This is a genomic window from Acidobacteriota bacterium, from assembly GCA_030774055.1.
In the GTDB taxonomy this organism is placed as follows: domain Bacteria; phylum Acidobacteriota; class Terriglobia; order Terriglobales; family Acidobacteriaceae; genus JACPNR01.
On record JALYLW010000008.1, the window covers coordinates 31,426 to 56,374 of the forward strand.

The 24,949-nt window shown below is 63.6% G+C and carries 27 protein-coding genes; 10 read left to right on the top strand and 17 right to left on the bottom strand.

Annotation, left to right across the window (positions count from 1 at the left end; genetic code table 11):
- Positions 1–97: 97 nt before the first annotated feature.
- Both M3P27_00735 and M3P27_00740 read right to left on the bottom strand, forming a co-directional pair.
- Positions 98–1,195, bottom strand: a complete 1,098-nt coding sequence (locus M3P27_00735; protein MDP9266834.1) for a 3-isopropylmalate dehydrogenase — start codon at positions 1,193–1,195, stop codon at positions 98–100.
- A gap of 4 nt (positions 1,196–1,199) precedes the next feature.
- Complete coding sequence (locus M3P27_00740; GenBank protein MDP9266835.1) at positions 1,200–1,721, bottom strand: hypothetical protein; 522 nt, start codon at positions 1,719–1,721, stop codon at positions 1,200–1,202.
- A 157-nt stretch (positions 1,722–1,878) separates the two neighbouring features.
- Between M3P27_00740 and M3P27_00745 the strand changes: the two genes are divergently transcribed.
- The 5 genes from M3P27_00745 (at position 1,879) to M3P27_00765 (ending at position 6,728) form a co-directional block, all read left to right on the top strand.
- On the top strand, positions 1,879–2,937 hold the full coding sequence (locus M3P27_00745) for a folate-binding protein (protein MDP9266836.1): 1,059 nt from the start codon (positions 1,879–1,881) through the stop codon (positions 2,935–2,937).
- Between the two features lie 30 nt (positions 2,938–2,967).
- Positions 2,968–3,636 carry a DUF1844 domain-containing protein gene (locus M3P27_00750; protein MDP9266837.1) on the top strand — a complete coding sequence of 223 codons (669 nt, stop codon included), beginning with the start codon at positions 2,968–2,970 and terminating at the stop codon, positions 3,634–3,636.
- Entirely contained in the window at positions 3,633–4,403 is a 771-nt protein-coding gene (locus M3P27_00755) for an MBL fold metallo-hydrolase (GenBank protein MDP9266838.1), read from the top strand. Before M3P27_00750 ends, M3P27_00755 begins: the two co-directional genes overlap by 4 nt.
- Positions 4,404–4,472: 69 nt before the next feature.
- On the top strand, positions 4,473–5,417 hold the full coding sequence (locus tag M3P27_00760) for a bifunctional riboflavin kinase/FAD synthetase (protein ID MDP9266839.1): 945 nt from the start codon (positions 4,473–4,475) through the stop codon (positions 5,415–5,417).
- 54 nt (positions 5,418–5,471) lie between these two features.
- Complete coding sequence (locus tag M3P27_00765) at positions 5,472–6,728, top strand: MFS transporter (protein MDP9266840.1); 1,257 nt, start codon at positions 5,472–5,474, stop codon at positions 6,726–6,728.
- A gap of 18 nt (positions 6,729–6,746) precedes the next feature.
- Here M3P27_00765 and M3P27_00770 read toward each other — a convergent pair whose 3' ends face one another.
- The 5 genes from M3P27_00770 to M3P27_00790 all read right to left on the bottom strand — a co-directional run bounded on the left by M3P27_00770 (position 6,747) and on the right by M3P27_00790 (position 10,279).
- A complete protein-coding gene (locus M3P27_00770) occupies positions 6,747–7,712 on the bottom strand; it encodes an EamA family transporter (GenBank protein ID MDP9266841.1) in 966 nt (321 codons plus the stop codon).
- Positions 7,690–7,824: a hypothetical protein gene (locus M3P27_00775; protein MDP9266842.1), complete on the bottom strand. Its 135-nt coding sequence runs from the start codon at positions 7,822–7,824 to the stop codon at positions 7,690–7,692. The genes M3P27_00770 and M3P27_00775 overlap by 23 nt, the downstream gene beginning before the upstream one ends.
- 160 nt (positions 7,825–7,984) lie before the next feature.
- A complete protein-coding gene (locus M3P27_00780) occupies positions 7,985–8,398 on the bottom strand; it encodes an OsmC family protein (protein ID MDP9266843.1) in 414 nt (137 codons plus the stop codon).
- A 20-nt stretch (positions 8,399–8,418) separates the two neighbouring features.
- Positions 8,419–8,769 carry a four helix bundle protein gene (locus M3P27_00785; GenBank protein ID MDP9266844.1) on the bottom strand — a complete coding sequence of 117 codons (351 nt, stop codon included), beginning with the start codon at positions 8,767–8,769 and terminating at the stop codon, positions 8,419–8,421.
- Positions 8,770–8,848: 79 nt separating this feature from the next.
- Positions 8,849–10,279, bottom strand: a complete 1,431-nt coding sequence (locus M3P27_00790) for a cation-efflux pump (protein MDP9266845.1) — start codon at positions 10,277–10,279, stop codon at positions 8,849–8,851.
- Positions 10,280–10,416: 137 nt separating this feature from the next.
- Between M3P27_00790 and M3P27_00795 the strand changes: the two genes are divergently transcribed.
- Both M3P27_00795 and M3P27_00800 read left to right on the top strand, forming a co-directional pair.
- Positions 10,417–11,736 (top strand): peptidyl-prolyl cis-trans isomerase, encoded by a 1,320-nt coding sequence (locus tag M3P27_00795; GenBank protein MDP9266846.1) that lies wholly within the window; start codon positions 10,417–10,419, stop codon positions 11,734–11,736.
- A 2-nt stretch (positions 11,737–11,738) separates the two neighbouring features.
- Positions 11,739–12,845, top strand: a complete 1,107-nt coding sequence (locus M3P27_00800; protein ID MDP9266847.1) for an NAD-dependent epimerase/dehydratase family protein — start codon at positions 11,739–11,741, stop codon at positions 12,843–12,845.
- 28 nt (positions 12,846–12,873) lie between these two features.
- On the opposite strand, the gene M3P27_00805 is transcribed toward M3P27_00800, so the two are convergent.
- The 7 genes from M3P27_00805 to M3P27_00835 form a co-directional block, all read right to left on the bottom strand.
- On the bottom strand, positions 12,874–13,671 hold the full coding sequence (locus M3P27_00805; GenBank protein ID MDP9266848.1) for a ubiquinone/menaquinone biosynthesis methyltransferase: 798 nt from the start codon (positions 13,669–13,671) through the stop codon (positions 12,874–12,876).
- Positions 13,672–13,676: 5 nt separating this feature from the next.
- Positions 13,677–14,792, bottom strand: coding sequence for a 3-dehydroquinate synthase (gene aroB, locus M3P27_00810; GenBank protein MDP9266849.1), 1,116 nt, complete (start codon positions 14,790–14,792; stop codon positions 13,677–13,679).
- 32 nt (positions 14,793–14,824) lie between these two features.
- Entirely contained in the window at positions 14,825–15,790 is a 966-nt protein-coding gene (locus M3P27_00815) for a TerC family protein (protein MDP9266850.1), read from the bottom strand.
- Positions 15,791–15,848: 58 nt separating this feature from the next.
- The gene (locus tag M3P27_00820; protein ID MDP9266851.1) at positions 15,849–17,303 is read right to left on the bottom strand and encodes a rhodanese-like domain-containing protein; all 1,455 of its coding nucleotides are present in this window, start codon (positions 17,301–17,303) and stop codon (positions 15,849–15,851) included.
- A 133-nt stretch (positions 17,304–17,436) separates the two neighbouring features.
- Entirely contained in the window at positions 17,437–18,429 is a 993-nt protein-coding gene (locus M3P27_00825; protein MDP9266852.1) for a M28 family peptidase, read from the bottom strand.
- Entirely contained in the window at positions 18,426–19,163 is a 738-nt protein-coding gene (tatC, locus tag M3P27_00830) for a twin-arginine translocase subunit TatC (GenBank protein MDP9266853.1), read from the bottom strand. Before tatC ends, M3P27_00825 begins: the two co-directional genes overlap by 4 nt.
- A gap of 76 nt (positions 19,164–19,239) precedes the next feature.
- On the bottom strand, positions 19,240–19,671 hold the full coding sequence (locus M3P27_00835) for a twin-arginine translocase TatA/TatE family subunit (GenBank protein MDP9266854.1): 432 nt from the start codon (positions 19,669–19,671) through the stop codon (positions 19,240–19,242).
- 270 nt (positions 19,672–19,941) lie between these two features.
- Between M3P27_00835 and M3P27_00840 the strand changes: the two genes are divergently transcribed.
- The gene (locus M3P27_00840; GenBank protein ID MDP9266855.1) at positions 19,942–21,543 is read left to right on the top strand and encodes a S41 family peptidase; all 1,602 of its coding nucleotides are present in this window, start codon (positions 19,942–19,944) and stop codon (positions 21,541–21,543) included.
- Between the two features lie 66 nt (positions 21,544–21,609).
- Here the strand turns inward: M3P27_00840 and M3P27_00845 are convergent, their stop codons facing one another.
- Together M3P27_00845 and M3P27_00850 are read right to left on the bottom strand one after the other, a co-directional pair.
- Positions 21,610–21,978 carry a VOC family protein gene (locus M3P27_00845; protein ID MDP9266856.1) on the bottom strand — a complete coding sequence of 123 codons (369 nt, stop codon included), beginning with the start codon at positions 21,976–21,978 and terminating at the stop codon, positions 21,610–21,612.
- A 51-nt stretch (positions 21,979–22,029) separates the two neighbouring features.
- Entirely contained in the window at positions 22,030–22,248 is a 219-nt protein-coding gene (locus M3P27_00850; protein MDP9266857.1) for a hypothetical protein, read from the bottom strand.
- 340 nt (positions 22,249–22,588) lie between these two features.
- On the opposite strand from M3P27_00850, the gene M3P27_00855 reads away from it, so the two are divergent.
- Both M3P27_00855 and M3P27_00860 read left to right on the top strand, forming a co-directional pair.
- Positions 22,589–23,095, top strand: coding sequence for a hypothetical protein (locus M3P27_00855; protein MDP9266858.1), 507 nt, complete (start codon positions 22,589–22,591; stop codon positions 23,093–23,095).
- A 196-nt stretch (positions 23,096–23,291) separates the two neighbouring features.
- Positions 23,292–23,645, top strand: a complete 354-nt coding sequence (locus M3P27_00860; protein ID MDP9266859.1) for a PilZ domain-containing protein — start codon at positions 23,292–23,294, stop codon at positions 23,643–23,645.
- Positions 23,646–23,695: 50 nt separating this feature from the next.
- On the opposite strand, the gene M3P27_00865 is transcribed toward M3P27_00860, so the two are convergent.
- Positions 23,696–24,685 carry a hypothetical protein gene (locus tag M3P27_00865; protein MDP9266860.1) on the bottom strand — a complete coding sequence of 330 codons (990 nt, stop codon included), beginning with the start codon at positions 24,683–24,685 and terminating at the stop codon, positions 23,696–23,698.
- Positions 24,686–24,949: the final 264 nt, after the last annotated feature.

A 24,949-nucleotide genomic window follows, 5' to 3' on the forward strand; every position in this document is an offset into this window, starting at 1 on the left:
TTGTGAAAAGACTGGCGCACACAGCGCCAGCAACAACATCCAAACAGAGCTCTTCGTCATCTTCATCTCTATCCCCCAAAGAAAATGTCTTGCAGGACTACCCGCGCGCGACCCGCTCGGCGATGAACGCAGCGCAGGCTTTCGTGCCCAGCGCTCCGCCCACGTCGGCGGTCGTCTTCTTCTTTTTCACCGCTTCCAGGATGGCGCGGTCCAGCTTCTCTGACTCTTTTTCGAGGCCAAGGTGAGCGAGCATCATCGCCGCCGTCGCGATCGCGCCGATGGGATTGGCTTGGTCCTTACCCGCCAGCGGCGGCGCCGACCCGTGCACCGGCTCGAACATCGAGGTCTTGCCGGGATGTATGTTCGCGCTCGCCGCCATCCCCAGCCCACCCTGCAGCGCCGCGCCGAGGTCGGTGATGATGTCGCCGAACATGTTGTTGGTCACGATCACGTCGAACTGCTTGGGGTCGCGGACCATCTGCATGCAGAGCGCGTCCACGTACATATGCGAGGCGGCGATCTGCAGGAACTCCGCTGCCACTTCCTTGAACACGCGCTGCCACAAGCCGTGCGCGATGGTCATGACGTTCGACTTGTCCGTCATCAGGACTTGCTTGCGCCCGTGGCGTTGCGCCAGATCGAAGGCGTAGCGGATGACGCGCTCCACGCCCTTGCGCGTGTTCACGTCTTCCTGGATGGCGGTCTCGTCCGGCGTCCCCGCTTTGGTGTGGCTCCCACGATCGACGTATAAGCCCTCGGTATTCTCGCGGACGACGACGAAATCGATGTCCGCGGCCTGGGCGTGCTTGAGCGGGTTGAGCGATTCGTCGAGACACTTCACCGGACGCACGTTGGCGTACAAGTCCATCTTGAAGCGCATACCCAGCAGGATCTCTTTGGCGTGGACGTTCGAGGGCACGCGCGGATCGCCGAGCGCGCCGACAAAGACGGCGTCGAAATCGCGCTCCAGCGTGCGGAAGCCAGAACCATCGGCGTAGCCCGGCAGCGTGGTGCCGTCTTTCAGATAGCGGTCGGCCGACCAGTCGAAGGTGGTGAAGGCGAGCGGCGCGCCCGTGGCGCGCAGCACGTCGAGCGCGGCGGTGATCACTTCCTTGCCGATGCCGTCCCCGGGGACCACGGCGATGCGCTTCTTTTCGTTCATCCGCGCGGCTGGCGGTTTCGGGGTCGCGGACATCCGGCTAGCTTTTCACCCGGGTGTAGACGAACTTCGCGGTCGTCAGCTTGCCGCTCGCCTCCGAGGTCCACTCCTCGGTGTGGTGGTCGGCGTCCACGATCCGGATGACCAGCTTCGTCATGTGGTCCGCCTTGGGATCGGAGACATTAGTGCCGTCGACAAAGTCGAAGACCAGCACGTTCGGATCGGATATGCTGTTCAACTTCATGCGCGGCTGGTTCTGCCCGGCGCAGTAGTGGGTCGCCATGAGCTGCTTCTGGCCGTCGGGATGGAACATGGTGATCATCTCGCCGCCCGTGCCTTCGTCCATGCTGAGCATGATGGCGGAGCCGCCGGAAACGACCTTGAAGCTGGCGGCGCCGGTGAAGCTTCCCTCTGGTCCGGTGTACTTACCCTCCCAGCTGCCCGCCAGCGTCTTCAAACGGTCGAACGCGGCGTTAGGGATCGGCTTGTGCATGTCTTGCGCCGCGAGCGAGAAGCCAGCGGCAAGGGAGAGCGCGAGGGCGAGCAGGCGCAACGTTTTCATGGTTCCTCCTGGAGTCCTGTGGGACTAGCAAATGACGAACTGGCAAATGACGAATGGTGGACTGGCTGAGTGACTGGTGATGATAGCCCCTTCTGGCGCGCCCGGCCAAGCGGCATTGCGCGGCTATAATCAAGGGTTGGGGATCACGCTTCAGTCCATGCAGACACCACTCCATCCCGCGCTTGTTTCCGCCGGCGGTCGCTTTGGCGAATTCGGCGGCGCGGAGACGGCTGCGTCCTTCGGTGACATGGCCCGGGAGTTCGCGGCACTTCGTTCCGGCGCGGGCATATACGATCTCGGCCGCCGTGCCAAGCTGGTCGTGAGAGGTAACGACCGCGTGCGCTGGATGAATGGCATGGTCACCAACAATATCCGCGACCTCGCGAACGACCACGGCAGTTACAACTTCCTGCTCAACGCTCAGGGACACATCCTCGCCGACATGTACATCTACAACCGCGGCGATCATCTCCTGGTGGAGACCGACTTGTCGCAGGCAGCTACCGTGCTGCAACTCTTCGACAAGTACATCATCATGGACGAGGTCGAGGTCGCCGACCTCGGCGCCCAACTCACTGCCATCGGCGTCACCGGCTCGAAGGCGGTGGAGGTTCTCGGCACGGCAGGCTTCGGTGTTCCGGTCGGGCCGTTGACGGCCGTCACCGCCGCATGGAACGATTCCGCCGCGACCGTCATCCGTAAGGACACGCCCGACACGATCGAGATCTGGCTGGCGCCTGTAAGTGCCGAGAGCCTGTGGAACGCACTCGTTGCTGCCGGCGCCACGCCCGTGGGCTACGAAGCGCTGGAACTGGCGCGCGTGGCCGAAGGCACGCCGCGCTTCGGGGTGGACATCCGCGAAAAAGACCTGCCGCAGGAGACGGCGCAGCAGCGTGCGCTCGACTTCAACAAAGGCTGCTACCTCGGGCAGGAGATCGTGGAACGCATCCACGCGCGCGGAGCGGTGCACCGGTCGCTGGCCGGCTTCGAGATCGCGGAGGGCACGCCGCAACCGGGCGCGAAAGTCTCCGCCTGCGGAAAAGACGTGGGCCAGATCACCAGCGTGGCGCAGCTGCCCAACGGCAACCGGCACACGCTCGCACTCGGATACATCCGGCGCGAAGCAGGCAAGCCCGGCTCTGAGGTTGAAGTGGAGGGAACGAAAGCTCGAGTAAGCTCGCTTCCTTTCTCGCTCGATGAAGCAATGAGTCAATGAAGCAATGAACAAGTGAAACAATGGAGAACCATGGCTAAGGAAAAACAGACAGAGTTCGTGGTAAGTGATCGTCGCAAGTTCACCGCCGAGGGGGACATTCGTCCCGACGCGCCGCCGGATAGAGAAGAAGCTCCGCCGGCCGTGGCCGTCGCAGAGCAGAAGGCAAGCGCCGCCCCGATTGCGACGGATCCAGCAACCGTGACGGAGTCGGCAAGAGTCGTCCCCGCACCGGAAACGCAGGGGCATGCGCCCGACGAGCCGCAGATGCCGCCGCCGCTGACCGACGAAGAGCTGGCGCAGCAGAAAACCGCCTACGACGAGACCAACCGCAAACTCGACGAGCAGCTCAAGGAAAAACTTGCCGGCCGCGAGGTGCGGCAGTTCGAGATGACGTTCGAGCGTTTTGCGGCGTCGCTCTACATGACGGCGCTGTTGCAGCTCGGCATGGCTGCGCCCGAAGGCGAGCAGCCGCGCGTGGACATCATGGGCGCGCGCCAGACCATCGACACCATCGCGCTGCTGCAGGAAAAGACCAAAGGCAATCTCACCGACGCCGAAAAGAACATGCTGCAGCAGGCGCTCTACGAGCTGCGCATGGCGTGGGTGGAGGTGATGAACGCCATCAATGATCCGCCGGCGGTGCACATGCCGGGCGGGCCATCCCTTCCCAGCGGTCCCGGACCTACGCGAATCAAATGAAAGCGACGCTCACCGTGCTCGGCAGCGGCACGTCGATGGGCGTGCCCACCATCGGCTGCGACTGCGCCGTATGCACCAGCAAAGACGCGCGCGATCGCCGGCTGCGTCCTTCCGTGCTGCTCGAGTACGCGGACAAACACGTGCTCATCGATACCACGCCTGACTTCCGCGAGCAGGCTATCCGCGCCGGCATCCGCAAGCTCGACGCCGTGCTCTACACCCACGGACACGCCGACCACATCCTCGGGCTCGACGACCTGCGTCCGCTCAGCTTCCACCATCCCGGCCGGCTGCCACTCTATGCCGATGCGCACACGGCGCGCTCGTTGCAGAGGATCTTTAGCTACATCTTCGATGAGCAGAACAAGTATCCGAGCAAGGCGCAGGTCGAACTCCAGCCCATCGACGGTGTATTCGAACTCTTCGGCGCGCGCATCGAGCCGGTCAGCGTGATGCATGGCGACGACGCCATCCACGGCTTCCGCTTTGGCAGCGCTGCCTACCTCACCGACTTCAGCGACATCCCCGCGGCATCGAAGGCGCAGCTGCGCGGGTTGGACATCCTTTTTCTCGATGCGCTGCGGCACAAGCCGCACCCCACGCATTCGACGGTCGAGAACTCGCTGCGCCTGGTGGAAGAGCTCTCGCCGCGGCGCGCGTTCTTCACCCACATCTCGCACGACCTGCCGCACGAGGAGACGAATGCTGGGCTGCCGCCACACGTCCGCCTGGCCCACGACGGGCTCAAGCTGGAGTTTGAGATCTAGTGCTGATCTTGTGAGGCTGAGTTTCGAATGCTGAGTTTCGAATGCTGAGTTTCTAATGCTGATCTTCGAATGAAAGTCTTCCGCAAACTCAAAGACGTTCCCGCCGGATTTGGTCCGACGGTGCTGAGCGTGGGCAACTTCGATGGCGTCCACCGTGCGCATCAGCTCGTCTTGAAGGAAGTGGTCGCGCGCGCGAAGGGACTCGGCGCGAAGGCGATGGCAGTGACCTTCGATCCGCACCCGATGCGTGTCCTGCGCCCGGACGTTGCGCCGAAACTTCTCACGCTGCTGCCGGAGAAGTTGCAAGTGCTCGAGCAGGCCGGACTCGATGCCGTGCTGGTGCTGCCCTTCACGCGCGATCTGTCGCTCACGCCGCCCCGTGACTTTGCCATTGAGATCATCGGCAACGGGCTGAAAGCTAAAGAAGTACATGAAGGCGCGAATTTCCACTTTGGGCACAAGGCGGAAGGCAACGTGGAAAAGCTGAAGGAATTCGGCAAAGCGGCCGGGTACGAGGTGGTCATCTATCCCGAACTACGCGTGGGCAGCGACGTGGTCTCGAGCTCGCGCATCCGCGAGCTGTTGCGCGAAGGCAAAGTCGGGCGGGCGCGGCGTTTGCTCGGGCGTGTCTTCAACATCGTCTCCACCCCCGGCCGCGGACGCGGCTATGGCCACAAGTACACCGTGCCGACCATCAACCTCTCGCGCTACGACGAGCTTGTGCCCCGGGACGGCGTCTACATCTCGCGTACACGGGTGGGCGAGGAGCGGTTCGACTCGGTCACCAACGTGGGCAACCGCCCCACCTTCGGCGCCGACTCGTTCGCAATCGAGACGCACCTGCTGAACTTCCATCCCATCGACGTGCTCGCCGAGACGCGCGTGGAAATATGTTTCCTGCGCCGCCTGCGCGACGAGATCAAGTTCCCATCCGTGGACGCGCTCCGCGAACAGATCAGCCGCGACGTGAAACGCGCGCGCCGCTACTTCCGTCTGCTGGAAAGCTCCGACTAGCCGGTCGCATATAATCCCGGCTCCATGTCTACGGACCCCATGTCCACGGACCCCATGTCAATCTCCGCGGCTCCCGTCCCGGCGACGTTCTCCACCTCCACCCGCGATCAGCGGCGCACACTGATCGCCGCCGCGCTCGGCTGGATGCTCGACGCCTTCGACGTCATGCTCTACTCGCTCGTGCTCGTGCATGTGATGCGCGATCTCGGCATGACGCAGAAACAAGCCGGGCTGCTCAACACGCTCACGCTGGTGGCCTCGGGCATCGGCGGACTGATGTTCGGCTTCGTTGCCGACCGCATCGGACGCAAGCGCGCACTCATGCTCAGCATCCTTACTTATTCGCTGTGCTCGTTCGCTTCCGGACTCTCCACCTCGGTACTGATGCTCGCCGCCTTCCGCTTCATCCTCGGACTCGGCATGGGCGGCGAGTGGAACACCGGCGCCACGCTGGTTGCCGAGACTTGGCCAACGAACCTGCGCGCCAAGGCGCTCTCCATCGTGCAGAGCTCGTGGGCCATCGGCTTTGCCCTTGCGGCGTTCGCGGTCTGGGCGGTGATGCTGCGCTTTCAGTGGCGCGCGGTTTTCTTCGTTGGCGTACTGCCCGCGCTGGTCATCCTGTGGATCCGCAAGGACGTGCCGGAATCGAAGATGTGGCAGGAGCAGCGGGCTTCTGGCGCGGTCAAGCTCAAGCCCGACGTGAAGTTTGCCGAACTCTTCCACGGCGAGTATGGACCGCGCACGCTCGCGCTGCTCTTCCTGAATTTCTTTGGCATGTTCGGATGGTGGGGCCTGTTCACGTGGGTGCCCGCATATTTCACGCTCGCGCCCGACCGCGGCGGCCTCGGCTTCTCGGAAGCGCAGAAGACGGTGCTGCTGGTGGTGCTGAACCTCACCGGCATGCTGCCCGGCTATGCCAGCTTCGGCTGGGTGGCAGACTGGATCGGCCGCCGCCGCAGCTTCATCCTCTATACCCTGATGGCCGCGCTGCTGGTGCCGCTCTACGCCATGGCGCACAACTTCTGGCTGCTGCTGGTGCTGGGGACGCCCATCGCGTTCTTCGGGACCGGATTCTTTTCCGGCTCCGGGATCATTGGGGCGGAGATGTTCCCTACGTCAGTGCGGGCGCGGGCGCTGGGGTTCACCTACAACGGCGCGCGGACGATGAGCGCGATCTCGCCGTTCGTGATCGGATGGGTGGCGGAGTCGAAAGGATTGGGCGGCGCATTCTTCCTTTGCGCCGCGTCGTTCTTTTTGGCGACGCTCGTCGCCACGCAGCTACCGGAGACCAAGGGCAAGCAGCTGGACTAGTCATCGTTTCGGCTGCGACTAGTCATCCGGCGTGAGCTTCTGCGTGCTCGCGTCTGACAGCTGCACGATGATGGTTGCGGCGATCACGATCACCATCCCCAGCACCTGCAGCGCCGTCACACGTTCGTGGACGAACGCCCACGCAAAGCTGATGGCGAAGACCGGCTCGAGGCAACTCACCACGATGGCCCGCGTGGCGTCGAGGTGGTGCAGTCCGGCGAAGTAGAGCAAATACGGCACCAGCATCGAGACGCACGCGAACACAAACAGGAAGAGCCACTGGCTGGCGGTGTAGTGCGCCGCCCAGATCTTCCACGGCGGGTTCACCAGGAGCCAGAACAGCGAGGCGCCGGCCATGGCGTAGAGCACCACATACCAGCGATCGAAGCGCGCGACCAGTTCGCGTCCGCCAACGTTGTAGAAAGAAAACGTGAGCGCGGCAAGTAATGCGGCGATCACGCCGATGGCGTTCAGCCGAACGCCTTCGGACTGGAACGCGCCGATGGCGAGCGCCGCGCCCGCGACCGCCATCCCCACGCCCGCGAGCCGCTGCCAGGTCGCGCGCTGCAGGCGTCGCGCGACCATGTACAACAGCACCCAGACGGGCGCGGTGTATTGCAGGATGATCGCCGTGGCGACCGAGGTCTGCTGGATGGCGAGGTAGTAGAAGTAGTTCGAGCCGGCGATGCCGAAGATGCCGACGGCGAAGGCGAAGAGCAGGTCGCGGCGCGTCATCGCAGCGGGTGCCCGCTTGCCTATTAGCCGGAGAAGAGGAAAGAGGAGTAGAAGAGAAAAAGTTGTCCGCGTCTGTGCCAGGATCACCGGACCGAGTGGCGTGGCGCCGGTGACCAGGCCGCCGTTGAACACCAGCTTGCCGAGCGTGGCGGAGAGTCCCCAGAAGAACGTGGCCGCGGCGATGAACAGATAGCCGCGCAGCGAGCTGGTCCTACCCTGCGACGTCCTACTCTGCGAGGAGCTGGTCAAGTCTCTCCCGGTCGAATCCGATCACGACCTGATCGCCGATGACGAAGGTCGGCGTGCTGCGGCTGTTGTAAGTGCGTACCAGCTCGAAGACGGCACCATGGTCGGCGCTCACGTCCTTCAGCGTGTACTCGATACCTTTCTCCGAAAGGTAGGCCTGGGCTTGGCGACACGGCGGTCAGCCGGGCTGCGAGAACAGGATCACTGATTTCGAGGTCATGAATATTCAGACTAGCAAACCGGGGCGCGAGCTGCATCACATTCGCGCGCTTAACTCAGGGAAGATAAACGATCTCAGCCGTGATCTTTGCCGTCTTCTGCAGCATGGCCGAGACCGAGCAGTATTTTTCTTCTGAAAGCCGGATCGCGTGCTCCACGGCCTTCTTCGCCACCTTGCCGCCGACGGTGTAGACAAGTTTGATCGCGGTGTAGACCTGGGGCGGGTCCTTTGCACGTTCAGCTTCAGCGCGCACTTCGAGAGAGGTGAACGGCTCACGCTTCTTGCGCAGCACGATGTCGACGTCGGTGGCGGTGCAGGCGCACAGTGCCATCAAAACGAGCTCCATCGGGCCGGAGGCGGTATTCCGCTTGCGATCGGAATCGACCACGATCGCGTGGCCGGAGGTCGCGGTGACGACGAATCGTTCAACATCTACGCGTAACGCGGAAGCGCTGACGGATTGACTCATTGGTTCATTGCCTCATTTATTCATTTACGGCGGGGTCCAGAGGTTTTAGCAGTTCGCTGCGAGGCCGCCAGGATCGCTAGCAGCTCATTCGCCTCGCGAAGCAACTCGCTCATACGGGCTGGGCGGATGATCTCGACATCCACTAAAAACTCCAGCCAGAAGACAGTTTCGTCGATCTCCTCAACCACTACGCCGATCTTTGCCACGAACTCAGAGTGAGACCGGGCTCGGCAGACTGCCCGATAGTTGGCCGCTACAGAGGTACTCGCCCGCATCAACTGCCTGCCGAACGTGCGGCCCTCGTCATTCTTTGGCAGGGCGCGGCATAGCTTGACGACGCGAATCGCGAATCGCTTGGTGCGCAGCTTCAACTCTTCAGATTTGTACACGGCGGCAGCCTAACGTCTGGGAAACAATGAAGCAATGACTCAATGAACCAATGACTCAATCTCAGCGCCGATTATCCGTTTGCGGTTCGGTGTGGATGAGCACCTTGAACAGCTCCGGCGCTTCCTGCTTGAAGCGGATCTCGAGTTCGGTCGCGATGTCGTGGACGCGGGTGAGCGGCAAGTCGTCTGCCATGGTGCAGTGGCAGGAGACGTAGAGCCGTCCGCGGACCATCTTCAACTCGATCTCGTGCATGTCGAGGATCTCGGGAAACTCGGTCGCGATGCGTTTGAGCCGCATGGCCAGCGCGGCGTCGCGCACGCTGACATCGCCCGGCTCGATGGTCGCCGGCTCGCTCTCGATATGCGTGAGGATGGTCTTGATCTCCGGCACTTCCTTGCGGATCTCACCCTCGAGTTCGGTGACGGCGTCGTGCGCCTGCTTGAGCGTGAGCTTGTGGTCGAGCTCGAGGTGCTGCTCCACGTGCAGGCGTCCGCGCAGGTCTTGCACGCTGACGTCGTGCACGTTGTAGTTGTAGCGCGTGGCCACGCCGCGGATGCGGTCGAAGATGTTCTCGCCCGCGGAAGCGCGCGGGGCGGAGTGGACGACCACGTCGGCATCGGGCAGCACGCGATGGACGGCGGCGGTGACCTCGAGCACCACTTGCTCGGCGCGCTGGAAGGTGACGTTGCGGCTCAGCCCCACCGTCAGATCGGCGAAATAGCGGTTGCCGGCGCGCCGGATGCGCGTTCCCACGACCTCGAGCACGCCCGGCACGCGCTCCACTTCGCCCACGATCTGGTTGCGGATGCCCGCGGGCGCGGCATCAAGCAGGGCGTCGATGGTCTGGCGCGCCAGCCGCGAGCTCACGTAGAGCGTGAAGCCGGCGACGAAGAGTGCGGAGATGGGATCGGCGATCTGCACCCAAGTGAGTCCATACTTCCGGCCGAGTGCGACCACGGTCAGTCCGATCACAACCACCAGACTCGACCACACGTCGGTGGAGAAATGCAGCGCGTCAGCCGCGAGCGCCTGGCTGTCGTACTTCACCGCGATGCGCTTTAGCGCGCGCGAGCGCCACCAGTCCACTGCGATAGAAGAGAACATCACCAGGAAGGCCATGGCGCTGGGCTCGATCTCCACATGATGGACGAAGAGGCGCTTCCCTGCCTCCCACAGGATCCACACGCAGGTGAGCAGCAGCAGACCCGTCTCGAGGAAGGCGGAGAAGTTCTCGACCTTGCCGTGGCCATACTGATGGTCGGCGTCGGCCGGCTTATCGGAGACGCGGACCGAGACCAGCGTGATGATGGCGGCGACGAGATCGAGCAACGAGTGCGCCGCTTCCGAGAGGATGCCGAGTGAGCCGGTCGAGATCCCGACCAGCATCTTGAGGGCGGTGATGGCGGCGGCGGCGAAGACGGAGTTCTGCGCCACCGCGCGCTTTTCCGCGCGCATCGAGTCCACCGGCGTCACCGTGGCGGGAATAGGCATCGCGTCCCTCCATCTTACCCGCCACGGCGCCGCAGTCGGCAAGCGCCGGCGGCGGCGCCTGGCGTGCTACGATTCTCGCTTTGCCGCCGTCCGCAATGAGCCAGAAGAAACACTCGGAAGAAACCCAGGAGAACCGCATGCCACGCAGGCTCGCCATCCTTTTTGTAGCTTTCCTGATCACCGCCCTCACCGCCGCGCAGACCGGCACGCCCGCGACCGCGACCGGAACGACGCCGGGCACAAGCACGCCGGGCACAAGCATGCCGGGCACAAGCACGCCGGGCACAAGGAAGAAGTCCGCCGCCGGACAAACGGCCGGTCCCAGCGCGCCCGCGTCATCCCGGGCCGCGTCATCTGGCACCGCCGGCGTTGTCGGCCCGAGCACGCCGGTGATGTTCGTGAGCGGATTGTGCGCGCTGCAAGGCGCGAACGTGCCCGCCCTGGTGGTGCCGCCCCGTCCGGGCACGCCGCCGGGAACGTGCATGCGCGCGGTCACCAAGTCACAGTTCGAGATGCTGGTCGCCGGGCTCGGCCCGCGCGCGCAACAGGCGGACAAGCGGCAGCTCGCGGAGTACTACGTCCGTGGCCTGCTGATCGATAACGAGGCGCGCAAGCTCAAGCTCGAGCAGGATCCGCAGACCGCCGAGGCTATCTGGATGGGCCGCATCGCCGCCCTCGGAGAAGCCCTGCACCGCCACCTGCAGCAGCGGTTCGCGAACATTCCCGAGGCCGATGTGATCGCGTATTACAACGGGCACAAGAACGAGTTCGAAGAGGCGACCATCCGCCGCATCGTGGTCCCCAAGCCGCAGCAGAAGGCGGCGGTGCAGGCGCCGCCGGACAAGAAGCCGGAAGCCACGAAAGCGGAAGACAAGGCCACCACTGCCGCGCCCGACAGCCCGTCGGCGGCGAAGCTGGGGGCATCGCCCGAGCTGCCCTACGACCAGCAACTTGCCGCGCGCAAAGCCTACTCGGAAAAATTGGTGGAACGCGCCAAGGCGGGCGAAGCATTCGACAAGTTACAGAAAGATGCGTTCACCGTGGCCGGACTGCAGAGCGCCGCGCCCGACACGGAAGCTGTCGCCATCCATCGCGGCCAGTTGCCGCCGGCGCATGAGGAGAAGATCTTCGCCCTGCAGGCAGGGCAATACAGCGCGCTCATCGACGAGCCCTCCGCCTACGTCTTCTACAAGTTAGAGAGCCGCCGCGCGGTGCCGCTCACGGAGGTCCGCGAAGACATCAGGAGCGCGCTGCGGAACCAGAAAGAGGACGAGGCCATCAAGCAGGTGTTCTCTGCCGGCAAGCCCAACCTGAACCCGGCGTATTTCGCTCCCTCCAAGCCGGAGGTTGCGGAAACGCCCGAAGCGAAGTCGCCCGAAGCCAAACCCGACGCGGCGGAACCGGCGCGACCGGAGGCTCCGAAACCAGAGGCTCCGAAACCAGAGGCTCCGAAATAAACGTGACGGAAGCCGCCGCCAAGCCGCGCGTCGTCGTGACCGGCGTTGCCGGGAACCTGGGAATGCGACTGCTCCCGGAGCTGCGCGATTTCGACGTGGTGGGCGTGGACATGCGCGCTCCCGCCGGCGCGGGCCTGCACGCCTTCCGCGCCATCGACCTGGGCGACGAGTCATCCTGCGCGCTGATGGTCGAGTTGCTGCGCGACGTTCGCGCCAGCGCGGTCATCCATCTTGCCTTCGTCATCGATCCACTGCGCACCGGAGTGCTCGACGTGGACCGCATGTGGCAGATCAACGTGGCCGGCACCGCGCGCGTGATGGAAGCCATCACCGAAGTGAATCGCATGGGCGGCGGCGTCACCAAGTTCATCTTCCCATCCAGCGTCTCCGCTTACGGGCCGGAGCTGCCGCACGCGGTGGACGAGAGTTATCCGCTGGCGGCGCACACGCTGCCTTACGCGGTGCACAAGCGCGAGGCGGACCTAGTGGTGCAGGCCCGCGCGCAGAGGCTGGGCGCGTGCAGCACGTACCTGCTGCGTCCGCACATCTTCGTGGGCGCGACGATGCAGAATTATCTGGTGGGCGCGCTGCGTGGCACGCCCACGGGCAGCGGACGCATCGCCAAACGCTGGCGGCAGAAGGGCAAGCGCTTGCCTTTGCTGTTGCCCTTCGGCAAGCAGTATCCGAAAACGCGCTTCCAGTTCTTGCACGTGGACGACATCGCGCGCCTCATCGCGTGGCTGCTGCGCCGGAAAGAAGATCGCCGCGCGATGGCCATACTCAACGTTGCCGGACGCGGCGAGGCAGTCACCATCGCACAAGCCGCCGCCATCGCAAACTCGAAGATCGTACGACTCCCCGGACGCTTTACCTGCGCCGCCGTCTTGCGCCTGCTGTGGAACCTGGGCATCTCCGGCATCCCGCCGGAAGCCTTCCCTTACATGGTGGGAACATTCCTGATGGATTGCTCGCGGCTCGAGCGTCTGCTGGGTGCGGAATATTCCCAGGTCATCCGCTTCACCGTGGAAGAGGGGCTGCGCGATACCTTCCGCGAGCTCCCGGCACGACCGGAAGCGGCGGCCGCCCTGGAACGCTCCGCGACGGGCTGAACTTCTTTCTTACTTCCTGCCGCGATCGTTATTTCTTCCCGCGATAAAGCCCGGCGATGCCGAAGGTGTAGGGCGTCCACGAGACGCTCGAGAACCCGGCGGCGCGCATGCGCGCGAGCATCTGTTCGGGCGCAGGAAAGCGTTCGACCGACACGGGCAGATATGCGTACGGTCCGCGGACGCCGGAGATCACCGTGCCCACCGCCGGCAACACGTGACGGAAATACATCCGATAGACGCCGCCCATCACACCGCGCGGCTCGCCGAAATCGAGGATGCCGGCTTCCCCGCCCGCGCGCAGCACGCGGAAGATCTCCGCCAGTCCAGCATCGTAGTTGGCGAGATTACGGAAACCGAAAGCTGAGGTCACCAGGTCGAAGGACGCGGAGGCGAAGGGGAGCGCGAGCGCGTCGGCTTCGATGGCGCTGGCCTTCTCTCCAGCAGCAAACTTCTGCTGCGCGCGCGTGAGCATGGCGTGGGAAAAATCGGCGCCCAGTATTGCCGGGGTACCCGCGGACGTCCCGCCGCCCTGTCGCTGGGATTCCCGCGCCAGCGCCAGCGTCATGTCGCCGGTGCCGCAGCACAGGTCAAGCACGCGCGCATCAGGCCGCGCCAAGATAGCTGAGAAGCTGCGCGCGGTACGCTTCCACCACAACCGGTCGACGTTGAAGGAGAGCAGATGGTTGAGCAGGTCGTAGCGCGGCGCGATGGCAGTGAACATCTGCCGCACCTGGGCCGCGGCGGCGCGCTCGTCGGTGGAGCCGGCAGGGCGTGTGCCGCTGGCTTCCGCAGAGGCGTCGCCCGGCCTGGTATCAACCGTTTTCATCACCATCAATCCCCGGCATTCCACTTGGAAAGGTAGCGCACCTCGTCGAGCGCGTGGATCACCATCTCCGGCGGCACTTCATTGGTGACTTCCACCTTGCCGATCTCCAGCGGCAGCACGAAGTGGGGCACGCCGTTGCGGCTTTTCTTGTCCATCGCCAGGCGTTTCAGCACGCTCTTGGGACGCACGTTCACCCTAGGCAGCGGCGAATACGCCAGCACTGCCCCGATGATGCGCTGCGCGATCTCCGGCGGCGTCTTCTGCATCGCCACCGCCAGCATGGTGGCGGCGACCATGCCCCACGCCACCGCTTCGCCGTGCAGGTATTGCTTGTATTTGGTCTCCGCTTCGAGCGCGTGTCCGATGGTGTGTCCGAAATTCAGGATGCGGCGCAGTCCGGCCTCGCGTTCGTCGGCACCGACCACGCGCGCTTTCACTGCGACCGTCTCGGCGATCAGCCATTCCAGCGCTGCCGGATCGCGCTCGAGGATGCGCTCGCGCTTGCTTTCCATGAATGCGAATATCTCCGGGCTCGAGATCACGCCACACTTCAGAGCTTCGAAGAGTCCCGCGCGGAATTCGCGGTCGGGCAGCGTGGCCAGCACCGCGGGATCGATCAGCACCGCCAGCGGCTGATGGAAGGTGCCGAGCAGGTTCTTCCCCGCGGAAAGATTCACCGCCGTCTTGCCACCGATGGCGGCATCCACCTGCGCGAGGAGCGTTGTCGGGATCTGGATCACGGGCACGCCGCGCATGAACACGGACGCGAGAAAGCCGGCCAGGTCGCCGACCACGCCGCCGCCGAACGCGACCACGACCGTGCCCCGGTCGGCGCCCGCCTTGAGCATGCGTCCAGCAAGGTTCTCTATCGTCGCCATGATCTTCGCGCGCTCGCCGTCGGGGATCTCGAGGAAGTCCGCGCGCACCTTCGCGGCTTTCAGCGACCGTTCCAGCGTGCTGCCCCACTTGCCGCGGACGACCGGGTTCGTCACCACAAAGACGCGCGCCTCGGCTGGGATCAGCGCCGCGATGGCGGCGCCGGCGCGGGCGAGCGAGCCCGTCTCGATGACCGCGTCGTAGGGACGCGGCGGGACGTTCACGGTGATGGTGCGGGCAGCCATGTCACTTCATCATAGCCGACGCCGCGCGGGGTTCAGCCGAGCTCTCTCTCCGTCTCGCTCTTCTTATGGGGAATGAGGATGGACGCGATCACCGAGACTGCCAGCACGCCGATCACGACGCCAAGTGCCGCCCAGATGGGCACGTGGACGTAGTTCGAGGCCATCATCTTCAAGCCGATGAAGGTGAGGATCACGGCCAGACCGTAGTGCAGGAAGTGGAACAGCTCCATCAATCCGGCGAGCGCGAAATAAAGCGAACGCAATCCGAGGATGGCGAACACGTTCGAGGTGTAGACGATGAACGGATCGCGCGTGATGGCCAGCACCGCCGGGATGGAATCCACGGCGAAGACCACGTCGGTGGTCTCGATGACCAGCAGCACGATGGCCAACGGCGTGGCGTAAAAGCGCGCGTCTTGCCGGACGAAGAAATGCTTGCCGTGGTAGTCGCGCGTCACCGGCATGATCTTGCGGAAGAGGTTGACCAGCGGATTGCGCTCCGGATGCACCTCCGCGTGCTCCTGCTTGAACAGCTTCAGGCCGGTGTAGACCAGGAAGCCGCCAAACACGTAGATCAGCCAGTGGAAGCGGTTGATCAGCCCGATGCCGGCGAAGATGAAGAGCGCGCGCATCACCAGCGCGCCGATGATCCCCCAGAACAACACCGTATGCTGTTCGTTCTTGGGCACCTTGAAGTAGCGGAAGATCAGCAGGAATACGAACAGGTTATCGACGGAGAGCGATTCCTCGATCAGGTATCCGGTGAGGAACTCGAGCGAGAGCTCGGCGTTGGGGCGCGGGCTGGCCGCCATCGTCTGGCCAAAGAAAAGCAGCAGCACGGCAAACGCGCCCGCGAATGCGACCCACACCGCCGTCCAGACGAGCGCCTCTCTGAACTTTACGACGTGCTCCTTGCGATGGAAGACGCCCAGGTCGAGCGCCAGCATGCCGAGGACAAAGAGATTGAACGCCAGCCAGAAGATCCAGTTCTGTGGCATCGCTTCGGATTCTAGCAGCGAAGAACTGATGCTGGGGCCGAGTCACCGAAACCAGCCATCATCGCGCCGCAACCGCCTGCTCTTCTTTCACCACCGGCAGCTTCTGCCGGTTCCACGCGCCCATGCCCCCGTCGACGTTCACCACGTCGCGAAAACCGGCGCGCCTGAGCACGCCGGTGGCGATGCTGGAGCGGTATCCCGCGCCGCAGACGGCGTATATCTTGCGGTCGCGCGGCAGCTCGCCCGCACGCTTTGCGAGGTCGCCACCCATGATGTGCGTGGCGCCCTGGATGTGCCCGGCAGCCCATTCGCTATCGCTGCGTACATCGAGCACGACCATGCCGCCGTCGCGAGTACGCTCGTTCAACTCACTCACGGATATCTGGGGAACATGCGCCTGCTCGTGTCCGGCTTCGACCCACGCCGTCATGCCGCCCTTGAGATATCCGCGAACATCGTCGAGCCCCACGCGGATGAGCGCGCGCCGCGCTTCGTCATAGTTCGAAGAGCCGGTCGACGCGTCGCCAACCAGCAGGATGGGTTTGTCGTAGGGCACGACCCACGCCGCCCAATTCGCGAAGATGGGCGCTTGTCCGATCGAGAACGCGCCGGGGATGTGCGCACCGCCAAAAGCCTCGGGGCGGCGCAGGTCGATGACGACGGGTTCGCCGCCGTTCGGATTAACGTCTAGAACCATTTTCCGAAACTCTTCGATGGGGAGCGCGCGCGGCGGTTCGGTGCCGCCGGTCTTTTTTGCGAGAAGCGGGGGCCCTTCCGAGTTCACTTCCTTCATCCGGCGGTAGTAGTCCGGGAACGGCGGCACGGTGGCGAGGATGTGCTCCACGAAGGTCTGCTTATCGCGGTCGGCGAAGAACATGTTCGAGAGCCGCTCGTAGCCCAGCGTGGTCTGCGGACGGTCGCCCATCCCGGCGCCGCACATCGAGCCGGCACCGTGCGCGGGATGGACTTCGAGGCCGTCGGGCAGCGCCGCGATCGTTCCATGCAGCGAATCGTAGAGTTGGCCGGCAAGCTTCTGCTTCGCCGCCTCGCCCAGCAGGTCGGGACGTCCCAACGACCCGACGAAGACGAAGTCGCCGGAGAGCATCAGCATGGGCGTGGTCGCCGAGCGCTTGGTGTCGTAGACGAGGAACGAAAGATGCTCGGGCGTGTGGCCGGGGGTGTGCAGCGCGACGATGCGCACCTCGCCGAATTCCAGCGCCTCGCCATCATGGAATCCGTGATGCGCAAACTTGTAGGCGAAGTCTTCGCCCGCATCGTGCGCGCTCAGCCATAACTCACCGCCGGTCGCTTCCGCCAACTCACGCGCGCCCGAACAATAGTCGGCGTGGATGTGCGTCTCGAGGATGTACGCGATCTTCAGGTCGTTGGCCGCGGCGTAGTCGAGGTAGGTGTCGATGTCGCGCTGGGGATCGACGACCACAGCCTTGCCCGCCGCGCCCAGCACGTAGGAGTAGTGCGCAAGACCGGGGACCTCAAATCTTTGGAACTTCACGATGCTCTCCAACCAACACTGTCATCCTTCGCGCGCCGTCTTTTGCGCGCGGAGGATCTACGCCTAGTCTACTTCTCTCTTCCGCGCTTGCCACTCTCCTGATCCGGCCTCAGGCCGAAGAGCTTAGGGGCTTTTACTTCGCGTCCAGCATCCAGACGGCCTGGAGCATCGTGTCGCCCACGATGGCGAGCGAGCGCGGGCTGAGTTTGTCCACCGTGTCTTCGGTGGTGTGCCAGAAGGCGTTCTGGTATCCGTAGCTGAAGTCGATAAGGTCGGCGACGGGCACGCCGGCGTCCTTGAAGGCGATGTGGTCGTCGATCATCTGCGTCTGCGCATTGAAGAAATGGGATTGGTGGCCGAGCGGCACCGCCGCCGCCGCGATCAGGTCGAGCAGCCAGGGCGTGGAGTTCGCGTCGCGCAACACGTCGAGGTCTTTGTCGCCGATCATGTCGGCGAGGATGAACGCCTTGATCTTCTTCGCGCTATCGTCCTGCTGCCACTTCTCGGCGAGGTGCTTCGAGCCATAGAGCCCGTCGGCGTCGTTGATGTTCGCGCCGAATGCCTCCTCGCCATCGAAGAACGCGAGCCACACGGAGTAGCCTGCGCGCTTGCCGTTCTTCATCCCGGCGCGCAACTGGTCGCCGATGGCGAGCAGCAGCGCGGTGGACGACGCGCCGTCGTTCGCGCCCACGAAGCCGGGGATCATCTTGGTGTCGTAGTGGGAGGCGAGGACGATCACGCCATCCTTGGTCCCGGGAAACTTGGCGACGATGTTGCGCAGCGGATACTTCCCTGGCGGAGAATCCTGCACGAAGCGGTCGTCTTCTATCTGCACCCCGATCTGCGCGCCAGGCAAGTGAGCCACGATGTACTCCTCCATCTTTCTATGCGCCGCGCTCGCGACCGGTCGCGGCCCCATGGCGCAGAGGTCTCTCACGTACTGGAAGGCGCGGTCGGCGTCGATGCGGGGCGCGGTCACCTTGGGCCAGTCGATCTTTGTTGTGGCCGCAGGTGACGGCACGGCTTTCTCCAGCGCAGCGCCTTTATCCTTATCATCCTGCGCGCATCCCGTGAGCGCGAATGCCAGCACCAGGGCGATGGCCGTTTTCGTGGCCCCGCGCGTCATGCTGCGTTCTCCTCGACGTTGCGGCGCGACGGATGCACCAGCCACGCGATCCCGATGCTCGCGATATACAACACGATCATGGGCGCGGCGAAGATGCACATGTTCATGATGTCGGTGGTGGGCGTGAGAATGCCCGCGATGATGAAGATGATGAGGATGGAGTAGCGGAAATTCCGCCACAGGAACCCGGCGCTCACCACGCCCATCACCGCGAGGAAGAAGATGAGGATGGGCATCTCGAAGATCACGCCCATGCCCAGGATCACGGTGAGGAACAGGTCGGTGTACTTGTCGATGGTGATCATCGGCTTGAACTGCTCGCCGTAGCCGATGAGGAATTCGAGCGCTGCGGGATAGACGATCCAGTATCCGAACGCGCCACCCAGCATGAATAGTCCCACCGTGGAGAACATGAACGGGACAACGTACTTCTTCTCTTTGCGGTAGAGCCCGGGCGAGATGAACTGCCAAACCTGGTAGAGCACCCACGGCGACGCGGCGAACACGCCGGCGATCAATCCGATCTTCAGGTAGATGTTGAACGGCTCGGTGGGCGAAGTGTAGACGAGCTGCGTATCGAGCTTGTGGCGCTGCAGCGCGGCGACGATCGGCCGCTGCATCCAGCCAAAGATGCGTTCGGCGTAATACCAGCAGGCGCCGAAGCCCACCGCCACACCAAGCAGCGACCAGATGAGCCGCTTGCGCAGTTCTTCCAGGTGCTGAAGGAAGCTCATGCCGGCCAACTCGTCAGAGTGTCCCCCGCCAGCGGGGTGTTGCTCGGCGGCGATCGGCGAGGGCTCTAGGTCGAGTTCAGCCAACGTGGTCACCTGCCGGCTTGGCGGGCCCGGCCTCGGCCGTAGCGGGTGGCGTGGCCGGCGCGGTTGGAGTAGCCGGCGGCTGCGTCGGCGCAGCCGGGGGCTTGATGCTGCGCTCGGGGTCTTCCCAGCCTGGATCGTGGCTCAGCTCGGAGAACTCAACGCCGGGTTCGGGCGGCTCAGCCGGGGGCGTGCTTCGCTTCGCTACCGTCCCCTCCGGAGGCTCGAGCGAGAAGGTCCGCTTCGCCTCTTCCTTCATCTGCTGAAGTTCGAGCTGATTGACCTCGTCCTCGAGCTGGTTCTTGAAGTCGTTGGAGGCGCGCTTGAAATCGCCCAGGGCCTTGCCCAGTTGCCGGCCGATCTTGGGCAACTGCGCGGGCCCAAAGATGATCAGGGCCAGCAGCATGATGAACAGAAGCTCGGGCATTCCGAGGTCCATAGTCCAATGATAACCGAGGCAAGAGACGGAAGTTGCGGTTTGGCGGCGGGGCGTCTCAGGATCTGGATGAATCGAATCGCGTGGCCGTCCGTCTAAACAGGAGCACCGCCACAGCCCTTCGGGATGAGGCGGCATCTTACGTAAGGGTCTGAGCAGCTGCTCGCGGGGAAGCCTGCGGAAGCGGCTGAAATCGCATGGTATACTGCCGTTCAACGCGACGTTGCTGGTCTTTGCCGATGGCACGTGAAGGAAGCTTCCATGGCTGTTAGTCTTCGCCGTTCCCTGATCCCTGTACTCACCGTCATCATTCTCTCCGGCCTGTTGGGCGTGGTCTTCGGACAGCGCGTAGCGCCGGGCTCGGGCACGAGCGATTCCGACGTGCGCGATAGCATACGCACCTTCTCCACCGTCTACGACGTGGTGGAGCAGAACTACGCCGAGCCAGTGAATGCCGACAAAGCCATCTACAACGGGGCGATCCCCGGCATGCTGCGCGTGCTCGATCCGCATTCGAACTTCTTCGATCCCAAGGCCTACGCGCTGTTGCGCGAGGACCAGCGTGGCAAGTACTACGGCGTGGGCATGCAAGTCGGTCCGCGCAACAATAAAGTCATCGTCATCGCGCCCTTCGTGGGGACGCCCGCCTACCGCGCCGGCATCCGCCCGGGCGACGTCATCATCGCCGTCGACGGCAAGCCCACCGACAACATGAACACCGGCGAAGTCGCCGACCTGTTGAAGGGACCGAAGGGCACGCCGGTAAAGATCACCGTCTTGCGCGAGGGCACGGATAAGCCGCTTGAATTCAACTTGCTGCGCGATGAGATCCCGCGCTACAGCGTGGATCTGAAATTCATGGTGCGGCCCGGCATCGGCTACATCCACGTGAACGGGTTCAACGAGAACACCGAGCACGAGGTGCAAGACGCGCTCGATTCCTTCGGCGACCTGAAAGGCCTGATCCTCGACCTGCGCCAGAATCCGGGCGGGCTGTTGAGCGAGGGCGTGGGCGTCGCGGATAAATTCCTGAAGAAGGGTGCGGTCATCGTTTCGCACCACGGCCGTTCCAGCCCGGAGAAACTTTACCGCGCGTCGCACGGCAACGGCGGCAAGGAGTATCCGCTGGTCGTGCTGGTGAACCGCGGCACGGCGAGCGCGGCGGAGATCGTTGCCGGCGCCATCCAGGACCACGACCGCGGCTTGATCGTCGGCGAGACCACTTTCGGCAAGGGTCTGGTGCAGACCGTCTATCCGCTCTCGGAGAACACCGGCCTGGCGCTGACCACGGCGAAGTACTACACCCCCAGCGGCCGCCTGATCCAGCGCGATTACAACGGCGTCTCGCTCTACGACTACTACTATCATCGCGACGAGGCCGGCAATCCCACGGGCAAAGAAGTGAAGATGACCGATAGCGGTCGTACCGTCTACGGCGGCGGCGGCATCTCGCCCGACGTGAAACTGCCCGCGCTGAAGACCAACCGCTTCCAGGACCAGTTGCTGCAGAACTACGCCTTCTTCAACTTCGCCAAGCATTACCTGATCGGCAAACACATCGGCAAGGACTTCGCGGTGGACGAACCCGTGATGCAGGAGTTCCGGCGCTTCCTCGACAGCCAGAAGATCGCCTTCACCGAAGCCGACCTGATGGAGAACAACGAGTGGATCCGCTCCAACATCAAGAGCGAGATCTTCATCGCCGAGTATGGCCAGCAGGAAGGCCAGCGCGTGCGCACCGAAGACGATCCCCAGGTGCTCAAGGCGCTCGAGCTGCTGCCCAAGGCGAAAGAACTGGCGGAGAACGCCAGGAAGGTCATCGCCGAGCGCAGCGCGCATCCCGTACCTAACACCAACCAGTAAATCTTTTTCGCAGCAGAAAAGGCCGGCTTCGCAGCCGGCCTTTTTCTTGGTAGCCGGGTTAAGTCTTCATTTCGATTTGGGCTGCCACAGACCCAAGACGGAGCCAGCCGGATCTCGAATGAAGCTGAGCGAGCCCATGCCCATCACTTCGGTGACGTCTTTCATGATCTCGGCGCCCAACGACTTCGCTTTTTGAGTCGCGGCGTGGATGTCATCCACCAGAACGTAAGCCAGCCATCCTGAGGGTCCACCCGGGATCTGTCGCATGATGCCACCGCCGGTGCCTTCTCCCACTTTGATCAAGGTGTAGGAACCATCGGGCACGTCAGGGTTCGGCATGGTCTCCAATTGCCACTGGAATAACTTCGAGTAGAACTCTATCGCCCGCTTCGGGTCAGGAGTGTTCAGCTCGACATGGATGAATGGATTCGCCATTGGTCGTTCCTCCAGCCTCTAGCTCGAAGCTCACCGCCGGGCCGCGGCCTGTTATTTCCCGGCGCGGCTGCCCGCCACCGCCATCACCGCTCCGGCCACGATCAGCGCCGCGCTGATCATCGGCGAGACTTTTTCTTCGGTGCGCGTCTGCACGCCGATGCTCACGTCACCGGCCTTGATGCCGTGGTTCTCCTGGCGCGGGATGGGCACGATCAACGACAGCACTCCAAGCACCACCAACACGATACCGATCCATAACAATGCCTTCATAAGTCAGGCTCCTTGAGCGTCATTAGACGCACCAACTTTAATCTCAGGGTCGCCGCAACGCTTCGCTGCGTCGCCCCTCGCGCTTTCGAGCTCGCGCTGGCTAACTTCGTAACCCACGCTCGCTTCGCGCTCACCCCACTAAGATGCATCCTAAGGCCCGGCACGGCTTCAGGGGTGTATCTTCTTGCTCACGCGGGTAGCGCGGCGCAGCGCGCGGGCGAGGGCGAGGGACGACGCAGCCGAGCCGAGCCGCTAGGGCGAAGTGCGAGAGCGTTGCGTCGACCCTCGAATAAGCGTTAGTTTAGATGGTTCCTTCGGTCATCCTTCCCTGGGAGACGGCATGAAAGCCATCGGCATCTCGTTGCTGCTCGCGGCCATACCCATCGGTTTCATCGTCTACCTGGCATTCACCGGCGACATCGGCGTGCCGCCGCACTGGACGGTCGACGGCCTGTTCATGACGCTGATCCTGCTGACCATCAGCGGCATCCTGGCGCTGAACGCGGTGCTCGAAGCCCACGCTCAGGGACTGATCCGCATCCCCGGTATGGGCGAACCCGCAGCGGCGACGGCCGGCGGCGGCAGCATGTCCCTGGGTGGAAGGGCGGCGAACCTCGAAGGATTGAAGACTGAGGTCGGCGTGATCGAGCAAGTCGACTACTTCGATGCGCCCGTCGGACAGCCCAACAAATCCTTCGTCCAGATCCGCGGCAAAGGCGAGAAGGCGCCGCACACCATCGTGCTCGAAGGGAACGTCCGCGGACTGCTCATTCCCGGGCGCCGCATGCAACTTGCCTACAAACCCCAGGCAGGCGGCGCGGCCCTGGTGTCGTTTGACTTCAAGTAGTTGTGACTGCAAGCGAATCCCCACATTACTTCCGTAATTTGACGGTCGGCGCGGCATCGGCGAGAGTGCAGCTGCACGGCGATCCCGGCTGGGGCCGGTATCACCGCAGCGAACGGATGCCCGCCGTCATTTCGGGGGAGTTGGCGGCGGGCGTTCCTGTATATTCACAGCGGAAACGCCACACATCGCGGAGATTATGGGAACGACGAACGAAGCGACGGGCATCGAGCGCCGAGCCAGCCCGCGCGCCAACGCGCAGTTCCTGGTGCGTTATGGCGCCAACAATGACGAGATGCTGGAAGCCAAGACCTGCGACATCTCCGCCACCGGCATCGGGCTGATGGGACCGAAGCAGTATCCCGGGGGCGCGGAGATCGAGCTGCGTTTCCGCGCGCCGGAAGGCAGCAAAGGCGACCTGCTCACCATGCGTGCGCTGGTGCGGCACTCCACCCCGAATCGCATGGGCCTGGAATTCGTGAACGTGCCTTCGTCGGACCACGGACGCGTCCGCGACATGATCAATCGCCTGATGGGGACGAAGGCGAAGTAGCGCCCCCCGCCGAACCGCCTAACCGCAGCCTTGCTGGGGTCCGCTTCCCTTCACTTGCAACGTGCATCCATGACCGACAATCGGCTCGCCGAAAACCCATTACCGTTCATCGTCGTGATGGAGTTGGGCGCTGCTTCCTGGAAGTAGTCGACTCCGCGACCGTTGGTGAGCGCGTGCGCCTTCTGCTTGGAAACATACTCCGGCTTGGGCTGGGGCGAAGCGAAGATACTGCTCACGACGTAGTCCTTCATCCGTAAGGTGTAGCAGCGCGAGCCGCTGGTATCCACCAGGTACGCCGGAATCTTTTTGGGCTCGACCGGCAGATCAGCGATCACTCCGCCATTGAGACGCATAATCTTGGCCTCATCGCATTTTGGGTAGTACGGGAATTGGACGCTCGTCGCGGCCCCAGCAGCGACGCTCCGCTTGGTCTCGCCCAGCGAGAGAACCGCGTCACCACCACCGCGGTTATCCACCCAGACGCTGACTTCCGCAAACGTCGGCGCCTGGAAGTCGACCAGAGCCTGCACCTGCAACGGGCCTTTCGCGTGCTCTATCGCGGCACGGCTGGGCGGGTACAGGGCAACCTGCACATCTTGCCATCCGCAGACATACCGCACCTGCGCGCGGATGGCGGGCATCATCGCGAGCGGTTCATCGGAGCCCGCGGTCGCAGGCGCATCGAACTCGTAAGCCTGCAGCGCTGCGAACGGCCCCGCCTCCGTGCCATTCACCGTCAGTTTGTATTGCTGGACGTCGCAGCACAGGTTGGCATTGACCGTCACGTGGAACGTGGGACGCGACCGGCACCCCGCCACAACCACGCCCACCGCGAGGAGCAATAGCACGTTCCGCATGGTCATCTCCGGCAACAAATATATCGGGAGAAAGGACGGAGAGGAAGGAATGGTGGAGCTAGTCGGGATCGAACCGACGACCTCATCGTTGCGAATTCTGTCCCCACTGTCGGCAAGCGTGAGCAAGAAGAGGCAGAACTGATTGAGGGTGCGGGAGATATCGCCGATTTCACGATCCGACACAGTGCAGCGATGAGCAGCATTGTGGCCTGATTTACCCCCTTGGCTCGGGCAGTTATGTCACAACCCCTGTCACAAATCGCCAGCAAGGCCAAGGGCAGTTCTGGGGCACAGGTAGAAGATGTCCCCACTGCCATGAGCTTGATGACTTGGATCGGAACAGGCTTGAGGAAGGCGAGGTCGGCGCTGGACCCAATCGGACCCAAGATATAGGTCGCTGGCGCTTCAAGAGGACAACGAGATGAACCTTGTTAGCTACCTCCGGCT